General features: G+C 69.9%; 20 protein-coding genes and 2 pseudogenes. 16 read left to right on the top strand and 6 right to left on the bottom strand.

All coding sequences use genetic code 11. The annotated features are described in order from the left end of the window. The first annotated feature begins 6 nt into the window (after positions 1 to 6). The 4 genes from MOV08_RS37875 (at position 7) to MOV08_RS37860 (ending at position 2167) form a co-directional block, all read left to right on the top strand. Positions 7 to 534, top strand: coding sequence for a Chromate resistance protein ChrB (locus tag MOV08_RS37875; protein WP_275310651.1), 528 nt, complete (start codon positions 7 to 9; stop codon positions 532 to 534). Then, complete coding sequence (locus tag MOV08_RS37870) at positions 531 to 962, top strand: chromate resistance protein ChrB domain-containing protein (RefSeq protein ID WP_275310650.1); 432 nt, start codon at positions 531 to 533, stop codon at positions 960 to 962. Before MOV08_RS37875 ends, MOV08_RS37870 begins: the two co-directional genes overlap by 4 nt. An 81-nt stretch (positions 963 to 1043) precedes the next feature. Then, positions 1044 to 1418 (top strand): hypothetical protein, encoded by a 375-nt coding sequence (locus tag MOV08_RS37865; protein WP_275310649.1) that lies wholly within the window; start codon positions 1044 to 1046, stop codon positions 1416 to 1418. A 59-nt stretch (positions 1419 to 1477) separates the two neighbouring features. Further along, entirely contained in the window at positions 1478 to 2167 is a 690-nt protein-coding gene (locus MOV08_RS37860) for a chromate transporter (RefSeq protein ID WP_275310648.1), read from the top strand. Between the two features lie 96 nt (positions 2168 to 2263). Here MOV08_RS37860 and MOV08_RS37855 read toward each other — a convergent pair whose 3' ends face one another. Beyond that, entirely contained in the window at positions 2264 to 2623 is a 360-nt protein-coding gene (locus tag MOV08_RS37855; protein ID WP_039642696.1) for an ArsR/SmtB family transcription factor, read from the bottom strand. Between the two features lie 137 nt (positions 2624 to 2760). On the opposite strand from MOV08_RS37855, the gene MOV08_RS37850 reads away from it, so the two are divergent. The 3 genes from MOV08_RS37850 (at position 2761) to MOV08_RS37840 (ending at position 4866) form a co-directional block, all read left to right on the top strand. Beyond that, entirely contained in the window at positions 2761 to 4101 is a 1341-nt protein-coding gene (locus MOV08_RS37850; RefSeq protein WP_275310647.1) for an MFS transporter, read from the top strand. 488 nt (positions 4102 to 4589) lie between these two features. Then, a complete protein-coding gene (locus tag MOV08_RS37845; RefSeq protein ID WP_275310646.1) occupies positions 4590 to 4742 on the top strand; it encodes a hypothetical protein in 153 nt (50 codons plus the stop codon). Beyond that, entirely contained in the window at positions 4732 to 4866 is a 135-nt protein-coding gene (locus MOV08_RS37840) for a hypothetical protein (RefSeq protein ID WP_275298633.1), read from the top strand. The genes MOV08_RS37845 and MOV08_RS37840 overlap by 11 nt, the downstream gene beginning before the upstream one ends. A 1659-nt stretch (positions 4867 to 6525) precedes the next feature. Here the strand turns inward: MOV08_RS37840 and MOV08_RS37835 are convergent. Then, a complete protein-coding gene (locus tag MOV08_RS37835; protein WP_275310645.1) occupies positions 6526 to 7392 on the bottom strand; it encodes a class I SAM-dependent methyltransferase in 867 nt (288 codons plus the stop codon). A 137-nt stretch (positions 7393 to 7529) separates the two neighbouring features. Between MOV08_RS37835 and MOV08_RS37830 the strand changes: the two genes are divergently transcribed. The 4 genes and pseudogenes from MOV08_RS37830 to MOV08_RS37815 all read left to right on the top strand — a co-directional run bounded on the left by MOV08_RS37830 (position 7530) and on the right by MOV08_RS37815 (position 10358). Beyond that, the gene (locus MOV08_RS37830) at positions 7530 to 8114 is read left to right on the top strand and encodes a TetR/AcrR family transcriptional regulator (protein WP_275310644.1); all 585 of its coding nucleotides are present in this window, start codon (positions 7530 to 7532) and stop codon (positions 8112 to 8114) included. Between the two features lie 209 nt (positions 8115 to 8323). After that, positions 8324 to 9141, top strand: a protein-coding gene (locus MOV08_RS37825; protein ID WP_420834110.1) for an IS5 family transposase whose coding sequence is annotated in 2 segments (ribosomal slippage) — positions 8324 to 8675 and positions 8675 to 9141 — 819 coding nt in all. Because the reading frame shifts where the segments join, the coding sequence is not laid out codon by codon here. 6 nt (positions 9142 to 9147) lie between these two features. Further along, positions 9148 to 9963, top strand: a pseudogene (locus MOV08_RS37820) (IS5 family transposase); the annotation flags it as partial. Next, the gene (locus tag MOV08_RS37815; RefSeq protein ID WP_275310643.1) at positions 9960 to 10358 is read left to right on the top strand and encodes a hypothetical protein; all 399 of its coding nucleotides are present in this window, start codon (positions 9960 to 9962) and stop codon (positions 10356 to 10358) included. The pseudogene MOV08_RS37820 and the gene MOV08_RS37815, both read left to right, overlap by 4 nt. A 119-nt stretch (positions 10359 to 10477) precedes the next feature. Here the strand turns inward: MOV08_RS37815 and MOV08_RS37810 are convergent, their stop codons facing one another. The 4 genes from MOV08_RS37810 to MOV08_RS37795 form a co-directional block, all read right to left on the bottom strand. Next, positions 10478 to 11758, bottom strand: a complete 1281-nt coding sequence (locus MOV08_RS37810; RefSeq protein WP_420834243.1) for a mannosyltransferase family protein — start codon at positions 11756 to 11758, stop codon at positions 10478 to 10480. 498 nt (positions 11759 to 12256) lie between these two features. Then, positions 12257 to 12754: a SigE family RNA polymerase sigma factor gene (locus MOV08_RS37805; RefSeq protein WP_275310641.1), complete on the bottom strand. Its 498-nt coding sequence runs from the start codon at positions 12752 to 12754 to the stop codon at positions 12257 to 12259. A gap of 178 nt (positions 12755 to 12932) precedes the next feature. Then, positions 12933 to 13337: a transposase gene (locus MOV08_RS37800; protein WP_275312014.1), complete on the bottom strand. Its 405-nt coding sequence runs from the start codon at positions 13335 to 13337 to the stop codon at positions 12933 to 12935. After that, positions 13244 to 13483: a hypothetical protein gene (locus MOV08_RS37795; protein ID WP_275310640.1), complete on the bottom strand. Its 240-nt coding sequence runs from the start codon at positions 13481 to 13483 to the stop codon at positions 13244 to 13246. Before MOV08_RS37795 ends, MOV08_RS37800 begins: the two co-directional genes overlap by 94 nt. Positions 13484 to 13569: 86 nt before the next feature. Here MOV08_RS37795 and MOV08_RS37790 point away from each other — a divergent pair, with 86 nt between their 5' ends. The 5 genes and pseudogenes from MOV08_RS37790 to MOV08_RS44265 form a co-directional block, all read left to right on the top strand. Then, complete coding sequence (locus MOV08_RS37790; RefSeq protein WP_275310639.1) at positions 13570 to 13773, top strand: hypothetical protein; 204 nt, start codon at positions 13570 to 13572, stop codon at positions 13771 to 13773. A 293-nt stretch (positions 13774 to 14066) separates the two neighbouring features. Further along, entirely contained in the window at positions 14067 to 16118 is a 2052-nt protein-coding gene (locus tag MOV08_RS37785; RefSeq protein WP_275310638.1) for an MMPL family transporter, read from the top strand. Positions 16119 to 16349: 231 nt separating this feature from the next. After that, positions 16350 to 16955, top strand: a complete 606-nt coding sequence (locus MOV08_RS37780) for a hypothetical protein (protein WP_159030957.1) — start codon at positions 16350 to 16352, stop codon at positions 16953 to 16955. 28 nt (positions 16956 to 16983) lie between these two features. After that, positions 16984 to 17763: a GNAT family N-acetyltransferase gene (locus MOV08_RS37775; RefSeq protein WP_275310637.1), complete on the top strand. Its 780-nt coding sequence runs from the start codon at positions 16984 to 16986 to the stop codon at positions 17761 to 17763. A 40-nt stretch (positions 17764 to 17803) separates the two neighbouring features. Beyond that, positions 17804 to 21355 (top strand): annotated as a pseudogene (locus MOV08_RS44265) (polyketide synthase family protein); the annotation flags it as partial. Positions 21356 to 21517: the final 162 nt, after the last annotated feature.

The following is a 21517-nucleotide window of genomic DNA, read 5'->3' as shown; positions in this document are numbered from 1 at the left end:
CACGCCATGGCCGCTGACCGGTCGACCCACGACCCGGGCGAGTGGGTCCTGCTCTCCTACCGGATGCCCCGCGAACCCTCCTCTCCCCGCATCGCGGTCTGGCGCAAGCTCAAGCGCCTGGGCGTCGCCCAACTCTCCGACGGGCTGGTCGCGCTGCCCGCCGACGCCCGCACCCGCGAACAGCTGGAGTGGATCGCCGACGAGGCGATCGAGGCAGGCGGCACCGCCGCCATCTGGCTGGCCCGCCCCGCGACCCGCGACCAGGAACGCGAACTGGCCGCCGCCATGGCCGCAGCCCGCGCCGCCGAGTACCAAGCCGTCATCGACCAGGCAACCCAGACCGCCGACGCCGCCAACACCGCATCCGTCGTACGCAGGTTGCGTGCCGAACTGCGACGCATCGACCGCCGCGACTTCTTCCCGCCCCCCGAACGCGACCGCGCACACGCCGCCGTACGCACCCTCGCCGACGAACCGGACAACAACCCCCTCGGCGCAGCACCGAAGACCGCAAACCACCCGGAGAACGCATGAAGTGGGCGACCCGCGCCAGGATCCACATCGACCGGGCCGCCTGCGCCTGGCTCATCCGCCAACACATCGACAAGGAAGCGGAGTTCGTCTTCGTCAACGACCCTTCCGAGGTCCCGGAAGACGCCACTGCGTTCGACATGCGCGGCGTACAGCTCGGCCACCACGGCGGCGACTGCTCCTTCGAGACGATCCTTCGCCACTACGACCTGACCGACCCGGTGCTGTGGAAACTCGCCGAGATCGTCCACGAGGCCGATCTCGACGACGAACGCTACGACACCGCGGAAGCCCCCGGCCTGGACGTCGTCCTGCGCGGCCTGTCCATGATCTGCGACGACGAACGGATCCTGGAGCTGACCGGCCCCCTCTTCGACGGCCTGTACGAGTACCACCGCCGAGCCATGCTGATAGGGCGCACCCCCTCCTGACCAAGCACCCGCCAGCCTCCGCCGGTGACTTGGCTTCCCCCACCTCGTCCGACCATCCGCACGAGTCCCCGGGATCACGCCATGGCCCTCGTCATCGCCTCGTCGCCCGAAACATTCAGCTCCGCCCACATCGCGCTGACCGCCGCTGTCACCGGCGTTCTCGCGCTGGCCGTGGCGGCCTGGCGGCTTCCCGGGACCGCATGGCCCGACATGGCCGCGGTCGCGGTGCTGTCCGCGGCCTCCGTCTACCTGTGGCGGACTTCGGCGAACATGACGCAGCTGAACACGGACGGCCTGCCGGGCTTCTCCGCCAACGACTGGGCCGCCCCCGTCCTCACGTACGTCTTCCTCAGCCTCTACGCCGACGTCCGCCCTTCGGCAGAACCACGCCGCTACGCCCAGACCCGCGCCCTCGCCACCCTCGCTTCGCTGGCGGTCAACGTCATCACCATCTGACAGGGCGAGCAGCCGAGGGCCCATTGATAGAAAAGTGCAACCGTGGTTACAGGTCCCGTATGAGCTCCGAGGCTCCGTCGACACCCAGCAGCACAGGCGACACCGAGACCCCCGCACGAGCCACGGCCACAGCAACGGGCGACCCGGGCTTCGCCGCCGTGCTGCGGTACTTCCTGCGCCTGGGCACGCTCGGGTTCGGCGGGCCCATCGCCGTGGTCGGCTACATGCAGCGCGACCTGGTGGAAACGCGTGGCTGGATCGCCGAACAGGATTTCCTCAACGACGTCGCCCTCGGCCAGACCATGCCCGGCCCGCTGGCCGCACAGGTCGCCATGTGGGTCGGCTACCTCAGGCGGGGCGTGCTCGGGGCGGCGGCAACCGCGCTCGCGTTCATCGCCCCGTCGTTCCTCATGGTCACCGGCGTCGCCGCCGTCTACGCCCACTACGCGGGCCTGAGCGCGGTACAGGCTCTCTTCTACGGCATCGCCCCCGCCGTCATGGCGATCATCGCCATCGCCGCGTACAAGCTGGTGCGCCTCACCGACGACGTTCGTCACCGGCGCCACCGCCGCCGCGGGCGGCGCCCTGTGCGGCGCCGTGGTCGTCCTGACCCGCCAGGCCGTCACCAACATCCCCACCACCGCGATAGCCCTGGCCACCCTCGCCCTGCTGTGCCGCTTCAAGGCCCCCGAACCGTACGTAGTCGTCACCGCCGGAGCCCTCGGCCTACTTCTCCACTGACCGGTTGATCGAGCAAGAGACGGCATGCGGACGAGAGCCCCGCGTTGACCGGCCTCGCCGGCCCCGCGGCATGCGTCCGGCTCGGCGGGACTGCACCCTCCAGGTCAGTCGTGAACGGCCGTGCCGCTGACGCGGTGATCGGCATGACTCAGAGCCTCCATCACCAACCGCCGCAGATGCCCGTCCCGGAGGCTGTAGTGGATGTGCCGCCCCTCCCGTCGCGTCTCCACCAGCCCTGCCAACCGTAGCTTCGCCAGATGCTGGCTCACCGCCGTCCTGGACACGGTGCACTGCTCGGCGAGCGAGCTGACGTCCGACTCGCCTTGCGCCAGCAGCCACAGCAGGTGGAGCCGGGTCATGTCCGACAGCAACGCGAACACCTCGGTCGCCTCCATCAGACGTGCACTGTCCGGGGGGCGCAGGTGCGCACCTGGCGCAGGTGGAAGAGGCTCGCGTGCAGGCATGCACACAGCGTAGAGGCCCGGCGGGCCGGCAGCGTCAGGCCGCCGACACAATCTGAAATCAACATGTGCGCAGATGCGCACCTATAGATACAGTGGAGGGCAGTCGTGCCCGCCACGCAGGACCAAGGGACTGCCGCATGCTTTCCGTACTGCGCAACCGCACGTATCGCCACCTCTTCACCGCCCAGGTCATCGCCTTGGTCGGCACGGGTCTGGCCACGGTTGCCCTCGGCCTGCTCGCCTACGACATCGCGGGCTCCGACGCCGGCTCGGTGCTCGGCACCGCACTGGCGATCAAGATGGTGGCGTACGTGGCGATCGCCCCCGCCATCGGCGCGGTGGCCGACCGGCTGCCGCGCCGGGCCCTGATGGTCGGTGCGGACCTGACGCGCGCCACGGTCGCCCTGATGCTGCCGTTCGTGGACCAGGTCTGGCAGGTGTACGTCCTGATCTTCCTGCTCCAGTCGGCGTCGGCCGCGTTCACACCGACGTTCCAAGCCGTGATCCCGGACGTACTGCCGGCCGAGCGCGACTACACCCAGGCGCTGTCACTGTCCCGTCTGGCATACGACCTGGAGAGCCTCTTCAGCCCCGCGCTCGCCGCCGCCCTGCTGTCCCTGATCACCTACAACTGGCTGTTCCTGGGCACCGTGGCCGGGTTCCTGGCCTCCGCCGCCCTGGTGGTCTCCGCGATCCTGCCGAAACCGCACGCGACAACGGAAACGCCGGGCGGGAGCGGGTACGCCAGGGCCACCGCCGGTTCCCGCCTCTTCTTCGCCACCCCACAACTGCGGGCCCTGCTCGCGCTCAACCTCGCAGTGGCGGCAGCGAGCGCCATGGTCACCGTCAACAGCGTCGTGTACGTCCGTGAGCAGCTCGGCCGCGGCGCCGCCGACGTGTCGCTCGCACTCGGCGCCTATGGCGGCGGTTCCATGCTCGTCGCTCTGCTGCTGCCCCGCGTTCTCGACCGGGTCTCCGACCGCACGGTGATGCTCCGAGGAGCCCTGCTGCTCACCCTCGTCTTCGCCACACTCGGCGCCCTGACGGCGGTCGGCAGCGGCGGCTGGCGCTGGCCCGCACTGTTGCTCACCTGGGCCGCCTTCGGCGCTGCCTGCTCGATGGTGCTCACGCCGACCGGCCGCCTGATACGCCGCGCGGCACCGCCCGAGGAGCGCGCCTCCGCCTTCGCTGCGCAGTTCTCCCTCTCGCACGGCTGCTGGCTGCTGACGTACCCCCTTGCCGGCTGGCTCGGCGCGGCGGCCGGCCTGCAGTCGGCGGTGGTCGCATTGGGCGTCATCGCCCTGACCGGGGGCCTGTTGGCCATGTGGCTGTGGCCGCCTAACGAGCCCGCTCTCGCCGAGCACGAGCACACCGGGCTCCAGGACGACCACCCACATCTTGCGGACGCCGTACGAGTGCAGGGCGGCTGGCGGCACAGCCACAGCTACCTGACAGACGGACTCCACGCTCACCAGTGACCAGCTGCTGGTGAATTCAAGTCCTCGACGACCCGCCGTCACCACTCGTGTTGCTCAGATCGCGCTGGACTTCCCAGGAGGGGAGCACCACCACCTGCAGCTACGCGCCGGGCACGGGCTCCATGCGAAAGCGGACGACGCTGCAGAGGCCGTCACAGCGTGGACTGAGCATGGGGGAGCCCCCTCGCAAGTTCGCATCTCGCGGCCTCCGCGCTCGCCCACCCGGGCAAATGAAGGTCCCGATCGGGGCCTTCGTCGTTGGCTGGTCTCAGTTTCGGTCTCAGTTTCGGTCTCAGTTGCCCCGAAGCCCCCTTCCGCCGGGCCCCACCCGACCGGAATGCGCGCCCTTCCTCTCACATTGATCACGTGACCGTCATCGCGGGCGTCAGCCCTAAACGGTCGCGGCCTCGCGGGTACCGGGCGGGAGTGTGGTCGGACCGGTGATCTGACCTGTCGGCTTCAAGGCCGGGGGCGGGTTGATGGCCGGGATGGCTCACCCCATGACGGTCAACATCAGCAAAGACGGCAAACCCGTCACCGACCTCCAGCCCTACCTGGACACCTACGCCCACCTCACCGCCTTCCAGGAGGGCGACCAGGCGTTCGCGCACCTGTCCCCCGCAGACCAAGGTGAGCGGTGACCACGGCGGACCGGACCTGTCGTTCCACTCCATGCTGCCCAAGGCGGGCAACTGGCGGATGTTTCTCCAGTTCCAGACCGGCGGAAAGCTGCACACTGCGGCGCTGACCCTGCGCGTCACCTGACGCGCCGGTCGGGGCGGCACTTCGGAGCCGCCCCGACCGGGACTAGGCCGTGTCCGGCGGATCTCTGCTCTATCTCGCCCTCCCCCAGCTCTGCTGGAGGCGAGAGTCCGGGCCGTATGGGGGCTCGCGGTCGTCCTGCCGTCTGGGGCCCCGATCGGACTGAGAAACAAGGGCCGGACGTATTCCCGCTCGGCATCGGACAACTCACGGCGACATAGCGCGCGACCGTGATCCGCTACTCCGACCATTGACGGCAGAACCGTTTCAGGTCAGGGAACTGGCGTCACGTCGATGACGACGGCCCCGTTTCCGCCGACGTTTCCGGCCACGCCGTTGTCCCCGGTGCTACCGGCAGACCCGCTGGCGGCAGAAGCACCGCCACTGGTGGCGCCGGCGCCACCAGCCCCGCCGGCGCCACCCTTGCCGCCACCGCCACCGCTGGCTCCGGCCCCGAAGGTGAACCCGTCGACGGTGATCCCGGCGCCACCGCTCCCGCCGCTGCCACCGTTGCCGCCGGAGCCACCACTGCCGCCGGCCCCGCCCGTACCGCTCGATTGGCTTCCACCACTGCCGCCGGCCGTACCGGAGCTGCCTACGGCGCCGGCGTTACCGTTATTGCCGTTCACCGCGGCGGCGGGGACACCCACACACCGTGATACTCCGCCGCCGGTGCCGCCGGATCCGGTGGTGGTGCCGCCGCCATCACCTCCGCCGCCCATCCCGCCGGCCCCGCCGAGCCCGCCGACAGCGCCACCGAAACCACCCCTGCCGCCCGTCGGGGCCCTGGTGCCGGCGGAGCCGCCGGAGGCGAAGGCCAGGTCCACCGCCGCGGTGAGACCCACCGAGCTGTCCTGTCCAGCTCCACCGAGGGAGCCGGAGCCGCCTGCACTGCCGGAACCGCCAGGGAAGGGACCACCACCGCTGCCGCCGACGCCGCCATTGCCGCCGGTCCCCGCGCCGCCGGCGCTTCCCCCCGCTCCCACCACGACGGTCAAGGCCACGCCGCCGACAAGTACCTCGGTGCACTTCACGACGCTGCCGGAGCCGCCGCCACCGCCGCTGGCGCCTCCGCCGCCACCGCCACCCCCACCACCGCCTCCCCCACCCTGCGCGAGAAGGGCGTTGCCACCACCTCCGCCTCCGCCACCACCACCGCCACCGGCTCCGCCACCCCCGCTGGCCCCGGCGCCCCAGACCCTGATGGTCAGGAGTTTCACGTCGGTGGGGCTGCCAGGAACCGTGAAGGTGAACACGCCAGGACTCGTGAAGCTCGTCTGCTGGTTCGTCTGCGCAGCCGCGCTGTCAGCGCCCACCATCGGTGGGAGGAGTCCGCCCACCAGCACCGCCACGCCTACGCCGACTCGCATTCTCCGACCCACGTGCCTCTGCCGGTTCGTCAAATCCCGCACCATGATGTGCCTCCCCTATCTCCTACGCGTGGTGGACGAGAGCGAACGTGACGGGCATTGCGACCAATCCAACGAACGACCCATGAGAATGCTTGCCTGGCCGAAACGTCCCGCCAATGCCGCGAGAGGGGGGCGAGAAGGCCACGAGGGGGCAGGAAGGAGCAGTGGAGGGACGGCAATTCAGTCAATGCCGCACGGATGGTGCCCCTGAGGGGCGCGAGGCAGACGGGAGCTTGGCTACAGTGCCCAGCTAGAGCGCTTCTGACGGAGCAGCCGGGTGGTCCGCCGTGACCAGCCATGACGTGCTGCGCAGCCGGACCGTGCCGTCCGCCGCCTCGTGGTCGCGCAGATGGTCCGCCAGGGTGCGGTGGGCGCGGGCCCGTGCGGTCGCGTCGGCCTGCTCCATCAGGTGGCGACCGGGTCCCGTCCCCAGCAGGAACTCCGCCGCGTCCTCAGCTCCATACCCCCATGTCCCATACGCCTGTGCCTGGTTGATGGTGATGCCGGTGAAGCCGGCCGCGATGAGGACGTCGCGGATGCGATCCGGGGCGGCCAGCGAGAACATGCCGGGCAGCCCCGGCCGCCCGAAGTCGCCGACCGGCAGGAAGTCACGCAGAGCTGCCACCGCCATGACCCAGTCGTTGAGCGTGGCATCGGCCGGACAGACGAACGCCAGGCGCCCGCCGGGCCGCAGCGCCCGGCAGACGTTGCCGAATGCCGCTACGGGGTCAGCGAAGAACATCACCCCGTAGCGGCTGATCGCCGCGTCGAACGCGCCCGTCTCGAAAGGGTGCGCCTGCGCGTCGCCTTGCGTGAAGGAGGCGTTGGCGATGCCCTCCTGCTCTGCGCGGGCCCGGGCCTCGGCCAACATCGGGCCGGACAGATCGAGACCCAGCGCGCGCCCTTGGGGCGCCCAGAGCGCGGCCAGTCGAGTGGTCTGCCCGGAGCCGCAGCCGAGGTCGAGGGTCTGGTGGTCCCCGGTGATTCCGGCGGCGTCGAGGAGCGGCTCGTTGAAGCCCTCGTTCACGGCGTTCCAGCGGTCCTGGTTACGGGCCCAGTGGACTCCTTCTGGGCCGTTCCATGCCTGCGCCTGCTCGATGTTGACAATGTCCGGCACGGGTGCCTCCTGTGGTGGACGACGGAGAATGGGCATGCGCCCAAACAGTATGGGCGTATGCCCAAACTGGCAATCCCCGATACCATCCAAGAAGTTGACCCCATAGGGCGACGGAGGCGGAACGGAAGAGAGAGCCCATGTCACCGCGTGGAGTGGCGACGCCGGACGTACGCGAGCGGCTGTTCGCGGCCGCTGAGCGCGTCGTGGAAAGGGATGGGCCTGGCGCGCTCACCAGCCGGTCCGTCACGACCGAAGCAGGCTGCGCCAAGGGGCTGCTGCACGCGCACTTCGCGGGGTTCGATGAGTTCGTGGCCGAGCTCTGTCTCGACCGGTTCGCACGGACGGCGGCACAGGCGCAGGAACTGTCGGGGCTCACCGGGCAGGGCACGGTGGCACGGAACCTTGAGGCCGTCGCCCTCGCACTGTTCGACTCCGGCGGTCCCGCCATCTCGGGCCTGGCCATGAACCGCCCCGCCGCCACGCTGCGCATCCGCGAGGCCCTGGAAGGCGGGGCGCCCGGCTTCACCGCGATCCAAGAGGCCATCACCGACTACCTCAAGGCCGAGCGGGGACTTGGCCGGGTGGCGGAGACCGTCGACCCGGCCACGGTGGCCCTTGCCGTCGTCGGCACCGCCCACCACCTCCTGATGACCAGTTGGCCGGGCACACCTGACCCGCGCCCCTCTATGACGCGCCTGGTGGCCGCGCTGGTGGGCGGCTAGGCCGTTTCTGAGTGGACGGTTCGTGAGTCTTTGAGTCGTTCTGTGGTCGTCTGATGGTGTGAGGCGGGGGCGGAATCCGCGGATTCGTGGTGCGGGGTCTGCTGGGGTTGGCGGAGTGAGTGAACGCAAGCCGTACCCCAGCGACTTAGAGGTCCTAACAGAAGTGGTTGATCATGTGACTGCTGGCCTATTTGCTCGTTGGTCTGGTCGTGGGGAAACGTCAGTCGCGGCCGTGGATCGTGTCGGATGAACTGTGGGCGTTGGTCGAGCCGTTGCTGCCCAAGCCGGGGCCGAAGCTGGTTGAGGGGCGGCCGAGGGTGCCGGACCGGCAGGCGTTGTGCGGGATCCTGTTCGTGCTGCACACCGGCATCCAGTGGGAGTACCTGCCGCAGGAGCTGGGCTTTGGTTCGGGTATGACCTGCTGGCGGCGGCTGGCCGCCTGGAATGCCGCCGGGGTGTGGGACCAGCTGCATGTGCTGCTGTTGAAGAAGCTGCGGTCGGCGAAGAAGCTGGACTGGTCCCGGGCGGTGATCGACTCTTCCCATGTGCGGGCGGCCCGTAGGGGCCCAAAAGCGGTCCCAGTCCGGTCGATCGCGCACGGCCGGGCAGCAAGCACCACGTCGTCACCGACGCCCAAGGCATCCCGCTCGCGGTGTCGCTGACCGGCGGCAACCGCAACGACGTCACCCAGCTCCTGCCTCTGCTCGACAAGATCCCCCCTGTCGCCGGGGTTGTCGGCCGACCCCGGCACCGACCCGACGCACTGCTCGCCGACCGCGGCTACGACCACGACAAGTACCGGCGTCTGCTGTGGCAGCGCGGCATCCGTCCCGTGATCGCGCGGCGAGGCGAGCCACACGGCTCCGGCCTGGGCGTCTTCCGATATGTCGTCGAACGAACCATCGCCTGGCTGCACGGCTTCCGTCGCCTGCGCATCCGATGGGAGCGACGGGACGACATCCATGAAGCCTTCCTCGGACTCGCTACATGTCTCATCACCTACAGACACGTCCAACGCCTTTGTTAGGACCTCTTATCGGACGAGCAGTGGTCGTTGATCGAGCCGGTGATCACCGCGTGGAAGGACCGGCACCGCTCGGTCAGCGGTCATCAGGGCGCTTACGACATGCGGGAGATCGTGAACGCGATCCTCTATCAGGGGCGGACCGGCTGCCAGTGGGCCCACCTCCCGCACGACCTGCCGCAGAAAGAGTGCGACGTACTACTACTTCGCCGCCTGGCGGGACGACGGAACCGACCAGGTCATCCATGAACTCCTGCGCTGCCAGGTCCGCGAACGCGCCCGACGATGAGAGGACCCGACCCTGGTGGTGCTGGACACCCAGAGTGTCCACGCGGCCGTCGGGATCCCCGCCGCCACGACCGGCTACGATCCGGCCAAACGGGTACCGGGCCGCAGACGCAGCGTGGCAGTCGACGTCCTCGCCTGGTCATCGCGGTCGCCGTCCTCGCCGCGAACGTCCACGACAACACCGCGGGCATCGCCCTGCTGGACCAGGTCGCCGAGCACACCGGCGACACCGTCCGCAAAGCCCTGGTCGACCAGGGCTTCAAGAACCAGGTCGTCGAACACGGCGCCGGCCTGGGGATCGACGTCGAGATCGTCGAACGCGACCCCGGCTACCGGGGATTCCTGCCGCAATCGAAGCGGTGGAGAGTCGAGCAGACCTACGGGATCCTGATACTGCACCGACGCCTGGTCCGTGACGACGAGCACCGCACCGCCTCGTCCGCCTCCCGCGTCTATCGGGCGATGTCCCATGTCATGATCCGCCCTCTCACCGGCACGAACACCTCCATCTGGCGCGAGGAGGCGGTGAGCGCGTGAACGTTCGCCCCCTCCTTGAGGCACTGGACCTGCAAGAGGAAGCCGCCCGGGCCCTGGCTGACGACCTTCGCACGCAGATCGACGACCTGCAGACCCGGCTGAGGGAGGCCGAGACACACCTCGCGCACCTCGCGATCACCCGCAAGACCGTCACCAGCCTCGCCGACCGGCTCCCCGCATCCCCGCCCGAACTGCCCGAGCACCCGGACTACCCGCGCATCCTCGCCGCCTTCAACGAGTCGACCGCCCCCCTGCGGGCCAAGGACGCCTGCCAGGCCCTTGGCCATGAACTGCCGCCGAAGAGCGTCGAAGGCACCCGGGCCAAGCAGAAGCGCCTGGTCAAACTCGGCATCCTCACCGAAGCCGACACCGGCTGCCTTACCCGGCGACAGTAGCCGGCACCGCGGCCAGCACACCTGTCCCAAGCCTCACTTCGAAACGAACATCAACTCACGAACCGTCCACCAAGAGGCTGACTCAAGCTGAAATGGGAGAAAGTCCGCAGAAAACCCACTCAGCCGGCCCAGCGTCCTGTGAGGAACGTCAGGGCGAAGGCTGCGGTCAGCGGTGTGGCGAGGCAGAGGTAGGCGGAGTGGAACCGTGGGATGCGCAGGCTTTTGGAGGCCAGGGCGATCCACAGTGGCCACCACAGGAGGGTGGCGCGGGGGATGGACATGTACCAGTAGGAGGTTCCCAGGGCGTACAGGTTGAGGGCGATGTAGAGGGCTTCGGGCCAGCGGCGTTGACGGGCCAGTAGGCCGAGCAGGAGCAAGCCGACGATCATGGCGGCGAGTTCGGCCTGGAACAGGATGGCGTAGCCGGTTGTCTGGGTGTGGTCGAAGGCGTTGTGCCAGGTGTTGGCCCAGGCTTCCCAGGGAGTGTGGAAGGTGCGGTACCAGCCGCGTTCTTGGGCGTGTTTCCAGGCCAGCCAATCGCCGGTGTGGGCGTGCAGGTACCAGCTGTAGAGGGCGGCGGGCAGGGCGGGCAGGGTGAGCCACGGTAGGGAGCGTAGGTCGCAGCGTGTGCGGAGGGACAGGAGGAATTGCAGGGCGAGCGCGGCGGCGAGGAACAGGCCGCTGACACGGACGGTCGTGGCCAGGGCGGCCAGGGTGGTGGCCAGGGGCCAGTGGTGGCGTTGGGCTGCGAGCCAGGCGGGGAGCGCGAAGGCGAGGAAGAGGGACTCGGTATAGCCGACGGCCAGGAAGATCGCGCAGGGGGAGACCAGGAAGATCAGTACGACTCTGCGCCCGGCACCGGTGTCGGGCAGGTGGAGTCGGGTGATGCGGGCCAGGGCCACCACGGTGACGGCTCCGGCGGTCAGTGAGATCAACAGTCCGGCCGTCGTCCAGTTCGGCAGGACGGTGTGGACCGCGCGCAGCAGCAGTGGAAAGCCGGGGAAGAACGCCTCCCGGTTGTCCCAGTGGCTCTGCCACGGGCCGCCATGGTCGGGGAAGTAGCCGTCGCGTGCGATGTGGAGGAAGTGGCCCCAGTCCCAGTGCTCGAAGGGGGTGAGGGCGGGGCCGGGGTTGTGGGTTTCGGGGTTGGGCGGGAACAGCCAGCGCGCACAGTAGGCGGTGATCCAGAGGGATATTCGAGTCAACAGGTACAGCCAGAGCACCTCGCGGTCGGCTCGACCCCATCGCAGCGCCCGCCGGCTCAGAAGGTCCCGCTGCACGCGGGGGGTCGCCCAGGCCGGGGGTCGGGGTCGGGAGTGCGGTGGCGGCGGTGCTGGGGGCGCGGAGTGCCGGGGAGCGGCGCGTATGCGCTCACGCAGACTAGGTGACATAGGGGGCATATCGGGCTCCTTGGGGTGTGTGAGGACGTGCGCGATCGCCCGGTGGCGACCGCCGGGTCACGGCTGCGGTGGCCGGATCAGGGCGATGTGGCGGTCGACCGGGGCTCGGTGCTGGTGGCGGACGGCGGCGGCGTGTGTGTCGGGCGTCCACCGGGCGATGTGGACGCACTGCCTGTCGAGCTGGCGGTGGGCGTGGGACCCGTCGTCCCCCGCCCGGGGAAGGGCGGGCTTGGAGGCTGGCTGGTAGGTGCGGGCTCGGGCCTGCTGGGCGAGGGACTGGTCGCCGGAGCGACGGGTGCCGGTCGGTCAGGCAGGAGCGCGACAGCGGTGGCCACCCCACCGCCGAAGGCCAGGCACACCGCTGCGGCGAAGCCGGCGACCCGCCGCCGCCGGGCTCGCCTGGCACGATCGGCGATGTAGGCGACCGGCGCCGCCTCACTGCGCATCTGCCCGGCCTGGGCCGCCTGCTGGAACAGGGACCGCAACGGGTCCTGGGGCTCAGTCACCAGGGGCCTCCTCAATACGCGGATCCTGCAAGCGATCAGCGAGGGCCGACCGCCCCCGGCTCAGGTGGGTCTTGACGGTGCTCGCCGACAGCCCCGTCTCACCGGCGACCTGTTCGACCGTGAGATCGCACAGGTAGTGCAATGTCATGATCCGGCGCTGCTGCGCAGGCAACGTACGCAGCGCCTCCACCAGCGCCACCTGCTCCGGACCCGGCCCCTCGACATGCGGTGGCGCACCACTGCGTTTCCAGGCATCGGCCGAGCGGCGCCGAAAGCGCCACCGGCTCGCAGCCAACCGCCAGGCCACGGTACGGATCCACGCCTCGGGCTGGCCGTCCCGGTCAAGCTGCCGACGCCGACTCCACCCCTTGACGAACGCCTCCTGCACCACGTCCTGCGCCTCGTGCAGGTCGCCGACCATCACGTACAACTGTCCCGTGAGCCGCGCGACCGTCTGGGCGTAGAACTCTTCGAACTCCTCGACGGTCAACAGCCACTCCCGGATCTCTCGCTTCACTGGGCATACGCCCGGCAAGCGGCATCCGGTCGACACCGGGCGCAAAGAAATAGCGTGAGGCTCTTCACGGAACCGAACGCGACGGACACGCGTCCACGACGACTGACCCCAGCCGCACAGCCCAACCCACAGGCGCACAAGGCACAGGACGTCAATCTCCGGACGCTCTCCGCTGCGCCCAGTAGGCGCAACCTGCCGGCGGCCCGGTGGTCGGGGGCGCCGTTTGCTCCGCCACCCATCTCTTGGGTTCCGGGGTGGCCCCTCTCGTCCCGGGCTCACGTTGGACGATCTCCAGGTCGATGCCGAGGCGGGCGCCGTGCTCGACCACGGCCTGCTTGAACCCGGCGTCCACCCCGCTCTTGGTCACCGCGGGTGCGGTTGCGGCGACCTTGTCCAGCAGGGCGATCCCGATCGCGTGGTCGTGCACGCTCGCGGCGACCACGACCACGACCACGACGGTGATCAGGCCAAGGACATCGGTGGCAATGCCTGGCTTGCGGCCCGGGCTCTTTTGCCCGGGTCCAGCCCGGTCGTGTCCTTCGGTGCATTCACCCAGGCCCGTACCGTCCGCGAGTCCAGGACGACGCCGGTGGGATCCTCATGCCGCTTGCACATGTCGCGGTCCTGCCAGCGCAGCAGGTCGTGGACGCTCTCGGCGGTGCCACCCCGGCCCACCGCACCGTGCCCAGCCCCCTGCCCCACTCCAGCAGTCCGCGGTACCCAGCCGCCGTAGCCGGGAACACCTCGGAGCCGACCACTGCCCCCACCAGGGAGAACGCAGCAGCCACATGAGCATCCCGGTGCGTGTCCACTCCAAGGACCACCTCGGCGAGATCTTGGCGCATCCTGCTGAGGTGTACCGGGCCGAGGTGTCCAACACCACGAACACTCGCGCGGTGGCTGAGAGGGTGTCCGCTGCCGGAACCGCCCGCTGGATCTTGCTGCGCTTCACCGTGTGGACGCGCATCACCTGCCCAGCGAAGACGTATTGAGGCGGCTGGTGGGCCTCGTCGCATCGCTTGTCCGCATGACGGTCAGCGTCGACATGACGTGTCTTCTCCGGCTGCCCCGCGTAGGGCCCTTCGCAACGGGGTAGTCGGGATGGGCTGGAGTTTCCGATGGACGTTGTTCGGTGGCGAGGCATAGCGGTATGAGGCGGCGGGCAGGCGGTCCGAGTCCCGGCAGGTACGGCAGTTGGTTCAGTAGACAGATACAGCGCCACCGGTGGACGGTTGTGGTGGCGTGTGCTGTGCTCTTCGTGTGCTGTGGTGCCTTCGGATGGGGCGTGACTGACCGGCTGTCCAGTGGGGGGTACGAGGATTCCGCTGCCGAGTCGACGCGTGCCGAGCGCGTGCTCGCTGAGCGGTTCGGGGCGGGGAGTGCTCAACTGCTGTTGGTGGCACGGGCTCCGGCGCCGGTTACCGATCCGTCGATTGTGGCGGCGGGTCGGCATCTGGGCGCTGAGCTGAATCGTGTGCCGGGTGTGACCTATGCGCAGTCGGTGTGGAACACCAGCGATATCCGGCTCAAGTCGTCGGATGGGCGTGCGGCACTGATCAGGGTCCGATTGGACGGTGACAACCGGCAAGTCGCCAGGCACTACGACGCGATAGTGGACCAGTTCACGGGGCGCCACGGGGTGTTCACGATCAGCGCCACTGGCACGGTGGTTGCGCAACGTGAAGTGGCGGTGGATGTCCGGCACGACCTGGTCCGGTCTGAGGCGTTGGCCGTACCGCTGGTTGCCGTGGTGCTGGTGTGGGTGTTCGGGTCGTTGGTCGCCGCGGCGGTACCGCTGGTGGTCGGGGCTTTCGGCCTGGCAGCGACCACGGCTGTGCTCGCGGCGTTGACCAGGGTGACCGAGGTGTCGTTCTTCGCCCTGAACATCACGACTGCCCTGGGCTTCGCACTGGCGGTGGACTACAGCCTGATCCTGGTGAGCCGGTTCCGTCAGGAGCTGGCAGCCGGGCATGCGGTGCCCGCGGCGCTGGAGGTCACGGTGGCGACCGCGGGGAGGACCGTGGCGTACTCCGCGGCGACCGTCCTGCTGTCCGTGAGCGGGCTTGCACTGTTCCCCATGGGCTTCTTCCGCTCCCTGTGCTGGGCCGCACTGTCGGTGGTCGTCTTCGCTGCCGGGGCCGCACTGACCGTGGTGCCGGCACTGCTGTCCCTCCTTGGTCATGGCATCGACCGGGGCCGACTGCGCACATCAGGCCGATCGGCTGTCAGAGGCGGTCGCAGTGCCGGAGAATGCTGGGCCGCGCTGGCCCGATGGGTGATCGGTCGTCCCGGCCCTGTGCTCCTGGCTGCCACATCCGTGCTGCTGGTGCTCGCCGCGCCCGCATTGGGGGTGCGCTTCGGCGGTACCCCGTACGACTGGTGGACCGCACCCCAAGCTCAGTGGCGGATGTCCACCGAGCAGATCCAGGCCCAGTTTCCGCTGGCCGGTGGGGCCACGCCGAGGGTGGTACTGCCGGACACGCCACCACCCCAGGCACGTGCCTACACCGCGGAACTCTCCCGTCTGCCAGGAGTCTTGGCGGTCGGCGGGCCCGGTGGGGTGTACCGGGCAGGGCATCTGCAGCGCTCCTACGGTGAGATCGGACGGTCCGATGCCCGCGGTACCTGGGTCGCGGTCGTCACGCCCTTCGCCTCCTCAATCGAGCAGGCGCGCCATCTCGTCCAGCAGCTACGTGCGCATCCTGCCCCGGGTCCCGTGCTGGTCGGCGGTGATACCGCTGCCCTGATCGACGGTGAGGACGCGGTCGGAGGGATGCTCGGCCCCGTCGCCCTGGTGATCGTGTGCGCGACCGGTGCGGTGCTCTGGGCCTTCACGGGGAGCGTCGTCCTTCCGCTGAAGGCGCTCGTCATGAACTCCCTCAGTTTCGTTGCTGCTTTCGGTGCCGCGGTGTGGGTCTTCCAGAACGGGCACCTGGCTGGACTGGTGGGCGCTTCGGCGAGGGATTCCCTCGATATGAGACTGCCGGCACTCCTGGCCTGCATCGCCTTCGGTATCGGCATGGACTACGAACTGTGGCTGGTGTCCCGCGTCGCGGAGACGTACTGGCAGACCGGCGAGACCCGCGCGTCGGTGGTCGCCGGACTGCGCGACGCAGGGCCGCTGATCTCTGCCTCGGCCCTCATCCTCCTCATCGTCACCGGTGCACTGGCGACCGCCCAAGTCCCTGGTATCAAGCTGATGGGTTTCACGTTCGCCGCCGCGCTGGTGATCGACCTGATGCTGGTGCGCGGGCTGGTGATGCCGGCGTTCATGGCGGTCGCCGGAAGGTGGAACTGGTGGCCAAGGCGGCTTGACCGGTACGGGGGCGCACCGTAGAGCCGTGCCTTGGTGAAAGGCGCCGTGGCACGCATCCAGCGCTGGGGGTCCGCTCCCGCAAGCCCCTCCCCTGCAACTGGGCACACCGCGCAGCTCAGAGCATGCTCGTTGGCAGGAAAGCCGTGCCCGGCACGCGCTCGAAGAGCCCCGGGTATGCGCACAGCACCTGTGGCACGACCGCGCATACGTATGCGGTCCAACAGCCAGGTGGAGGCGGGAGGGAGCAGCGCCGTGATCTTCAGCGAAGTCAAGGAACTCAAGGAATCGTTCGCCCGGCAGCGGAGGCGGTACGTCGCCGTGGGCTCGTTGCTGCTGCCGTTGGCAGCAGCCGGAGCCTGGGTGGGGCTGGCGACGTCACCCGCGTCCTCGGCACCGTCCACGGCGCAAGTCCTGGAGAGGTGCCTCAACGGCACCGGCAAACTGATGGTGGGGACCGACCCCTCCGAACCCGGAGAGTCCGCCAGCTACAAGGGTACCTTCACGGGGACGGGAGACACCTGCACGTCCGCCATGGGCGGGCTCGGAACGGCCACCGTCGTCCCGGCGGGGAGCAGCTGCATCGTCTCCGCGCCAGTGATTCCAGGGGCGAAGCTAGTGACGAACAGCGGGACGTACAAGGTCACTTCGGGGACGGCGACGATGACTCTTCCGGTGACCGGCGGACCTGCTCTGCTACAGGTCAACACCACGCTGACCAGTCCGGGCGGGGGCACGGCCACCGGTTTGGGCACCGGGACCATCGTGGATACCCGGCTCAACCAGGTGTGCGTCACCAGCAAGGTCCCGGCGGGGACCTACCAGGTGACCGGCGCCGAGGGAACGGTCGCCACACCGTGACGGACCGGCCCGTGACCGGAGGGGATCCATGCCGCCCGAAGCCCCCGTCGCCCCCTCTGCGGACAACTGGCACGCCGGCTACACGCTTTCTCTGACACGGCACGAGTACGAGGTACGAGCTGCCCAGCGGCTCCGGCACCTGGTGTTCGTGAGGGAGATGGGAGGACGGGAGCGTACGGGGGCCGGCGTCCCGTTGGCCGGCCACGACATCGACGACCTGGACGATCACTGCGACCATTTGCTCGTACACGAGACGGTCACCGGAGCCGTCGTGGCCACCTGCCGTCTGCTGCCGCCCCGCGGCGCGGCGGCCGCCGGGCGTCTCGACTCCGACGCGTACTTCGACCTGAGCCGACACCGGCGGCTCCATGGTGACCTGGTGGAAATCAGCCGTGCCTGCATCCACCCGGCTCATCGCGGCGGCACTCTCGTCCCGCTGCTGACGCTCGGTGTCGCCCGCTACGTCCTTCAGTCGGGCCATGCCTGGGTTGGCGGGAACGCCGTCGTACCGATGGGAAATCACGGCGAACTTCCTTCTGTCGTATGGCGGTGGGTCGCGCCACAGCACTTGGCCCCCGAGGACTACCGGGTCGACCCACTGATACCCGTGCCCACGGACGTCGCCGCGGCGCCAGGAGCCGGCATGGTGCCGCCGCTCGTGCTCGGCGCGCTCTCGCTCGGTGCCTGGGTGTGCGGAGCGCCTGGATACCACCTGCCTCTGGGGACTGCCGCCCTGTACCTCCTGATGCCGATGCGCCATGTCGATCCGGCGCTGCTGCGGGACCTGCCCGACCTCTCCGCCCGGTGAGATCCGACCCATGGGATCCGCCCGGTGAAAGGAGCCCACCATGACGCCGTTGCCGCCTCGCGCCCCCATCGCCGTCGTGGGGTGCGCCTGCCGCCTCCCGGGCGGTATCACCACACTTGACGGGCTGTGGTCCGCGCTCGCCGAGGGGCGGGACCTGGTCGGCGAGGTCCCACCCGACCGGTTCGACCCGGCTCGCTGGCTGGACCCGACCCCGTGGCGTTCGGGGAAGACGTACACCGTCGCCGGGGGCTTCCTCGACGACGTCCACGGCTTCGATGCCCGGTACTTCGGCATGTCGCCGCGCGAGGCCAGTCGGACCGATCCGCAGCAGCGGCTCTTCCTGGAGATGGCGGTGGAAGCCCTGGACGACGCCGGTATCGCGTCGGCGTCGGTCGCCGGGTCGGACACCGCGGTTTACGCGGGTGTCTCCAGCCCGTCCTACGGAGTGTTGCAGGGGCTGGAGGACAGGTCGACCGACGCCTACACGATGACCGGTGGTGCCCTGTCGAACGTCGCCAACCGGGTCTCGTACCTCCTGGACCTGCACGGCCCCAGTCTCGCCGTCGACACCGCCTGCTCCTCCGCCCTGGTCGCTGTGCACCACGCGTGCGAGGCGCTGCGTGCGGGGCGCAGCCGGATGGCGTTGGCGGGCGGTGTCCATGTGCTGCTGAGTCCGTTCGAGTTCGTCGGGTTCGCCAAGGCATCCATGCTCTCGCCTACCGGGCGCTGCCGTACGTTCTCCGCGGCGGCGGACGGCTACGTACGGGCTGAGGGCGGCGGCCTGGTGGTCCTCAAACCGCTGGCGCGTGCGCTGGCGGATGGCGACCGGGTGCACGGGGTCATCCTGGGCAGCGCCGTCAACACAGACGGGCGCACCCCGGGACTGGCGCAGCCCAGTCCCAAAGCCCAGGAAGCGCTGCTGCGCGAGGTGTACGAGGCGGTAGGTGTCGCCGCCGACCAGGTCGCCTATCTGGAGCTGCATGGCACCGGTACTCCGACCGGGGACCCCGCGGAGTGCCATGCCGTCGGACAGGCTCTCGGTCTCCGGCGGACGTCGGGCCGGGTGCTGCCGGTGGGTTCGGTCAAGAGCCAACTGGGCCATCTGGAACCGGCGTCCGGCATGGCGGGGCTCTTCAAGGCCATGCTGGTCCTCCGGCACGGGCAGGTGCCCGCCAACCTCCACGCCCTCCCGCTGAACCCGGCAATCGACTTCGAGGGTCTGCGGCTCGCCCCCGCCACCGAGCTCCGCGCCCTGGAGCAGCCACCGAGCGGGCATCCGGTGGCCGGCGTGAACTCCTTCGGCTTCGGCGGCGCGAACGCTCATATCGCCCTCGCCCCCAGGCCGGAACGGCGCGGGGCCACCGCCGCACGCCCCAAAGGACCCGGACCACTGCCGATCGTCGTATCGGCCCGTACCCCCGCCGCCACGACCGCAGCGGCCCGGCGCATGGCCGAGCGGCTCGCCGCCTGCGCGGAAGAGGACTTCTACGACCTGGCGTTCACCACCTGCCGCCGACGCGGCCACCACGAGCACCGGGCCGCCGTGCTGTCCGACAGCCCTGCCGGGGCGGCGGACCTCCTGCACCGGCTGGCTGCCGGGGAGCGGCAGATCGCCGGTGCCCTGGCGGCCGCCGCCGAGCGGGGGCAGGTGGCGCTGGCGTTCTCCGGCAACGGGTCGCAGTGGCCTGGAATGGCGGCGGAACTGGTGTCGGCCGAGCCGGCCTTCCGGACGGCGGTGGCCGAGGCGGACGATGCGCTGCGCCCGCTGCTGGGGTGGTCGGTACTATCGGAGCTGACCGCGGCGGAGGGAGAGCGGCGTCCGGACACCACCGATGTCGCCCAGCCGCTGCTGTTCGCCGTGCAGGTGGGCCTCGTGGCAATGCTGCGGTCGTTCGGGGTCCGGCCGGCCGGGGTGGTCGGGCACAGTTCCGGCGAGATGGCTGCCGCGTGGGCCGCGGGCGTACTCGAACTGGATGCGGCAGCCCGGGTGGTGGTGGAACGCTCCCGGGCCCAGGCGACCACTGCCGGCGACTGGGGTATGGCGGCGCTCGGCACGGACGAGGAGTCCGCCGGGCTTCTGCTGGGGCCGTACGCCGGACGGCTGGAGATCGCCGGGGTCAACACGGCGCGGGACGTGACCATCAGCGGTGACAAGGCCGCCCTGGCCAAGCTGGTCCGTCAACTGCGGCAAAGCGGCATCTCCTGCCATGAGTTGGGCCTGGAGTACGCCTTCCACAGCCGCGCCATGGACGGCCTGGAGGACGGCCTGCTGGCGGCACTGGCCTCGCTGAAGGCCCAGCGTGCGCATACGCCGTACGCGTCAGCCACCACGGGAACCGTACTCGCCGGCCCCGAGATGGACGCCGCCTACTGGTGGCGCACCTGCGCCACCCGGTGCTGTTCGCGCCCGCCGTCGGCCACCTCAGGGAACGGGGCTGCGACATCTTCGTCGAGGTCGGACCGCATCCCGTTCTCAGCAGCTACCTGCGGCGGCCGGTCCGTGATCAGCAGCACTCCTCCCCCATCACCGTCGTCCCCACACTGAGCCGGGACGTGCCCGGGCCGACCGCCGTGCGCGCCTCCGTCAGCACGCTGCTGGCCGCGGGTGCCCAAGGCACCACGGACGTCTTCTTCCCCCGGACCGGCCGGGTGGTGGACCTGCCCGCCTACCCATGGGTGCGCGAGCGCCACTGGAACGGCGGCCCCACCTCATGGGTGCGCCGCTGCGGTACCGGCACCGCCGGCCACCCCCTGCTGGGCGAGCGCGCCGCCGTGGCCGAGCCCACCTGGCACGGTGCGTTCGACCCGGCGCGCGTACTCTGGCTGTCGGGTCACAAGATCGCCGAAGCCGTGCTGATGCCCGCCACGGGCTACGTGGAGATGGCGCTGGCCGCAGGCCGCAGAACATGGGACACCGCCGTGGAGATCACGGATCTCACCATCCCCCACGCACTGGTGCTGCCCTTCGACGACGACCGACAGATCCATATCCAGACCACGCTGTCGACGGACGACGGGATCACCCGGATCGCCAGCCGCGGCGAGGGCACCGACACCTGGCAGGAGCACGCCCGAGGACGGGTCAGAAGGCTCCTCGAACCCCGGCCCGACCGCCTCGACACCGAACACCTCGCCACCGGCCTCATCGAGCGCCGTACGGCAGCGGACTTCTACCGCGCGATCGAGCGTGCGGGCGTCCGGTACGGGCCGGACTTCCTGGTCCTCAGCGAAGAACTGCACATCGGCGCGGACCAGGCCCTGACCCGCTACACCACCGAAGCCGAGCTGTCCGCCTACGAGGCACACCCCGCCCTGCTGGACGGAGCCGTCCAGACCGGTCTGGTCCTCCTGGAAGACCTCGCCGTACAGGGTGTCCCGTATCTCCCCGCGTCCATCGACAGGGTCCGCGCATGGCAACCCTTGCCCGCCGCCGGGCACTTCCACGCCCGCCTGCGAGCCCGGTCAGGACGCGATGCGTTGCTGGACCTCGTCGTCGCCGATCCCGACGGCCAGATCTGCCTGCTTCTGGAAGGCGTACGACTGCGGCGGGTCGACAAGCCCCGGACAACCGGCCCCCTCCACCACGTCACCGTGATGCGCGCGGCCTGCCGCCCCGGCCAGGACCTCGGGCCCAGCCCACTGCCCGGCCCCGCCGAGGTGGCCCGCGCATGCGGACCGGCCTTGCACGATCTGCGTGCGGCCGCGCGCCAGGGCGACCGTGCCCATGTAGCGGATGTGGCAAGGGAGTTGGCGG

It is taken from the genome of Streptomyces yunnanensis (assembly GCF_029011865.1).
GTDB lineage: Bacteria > Actinomycetota > Actinomycetes > Streptomycetales > Streptomycetaceae > Streptomyces > Streptomyces yunnanensis.
This window is presented reverse-complemented; position numbering and strand designations above follow the sequence as displayed.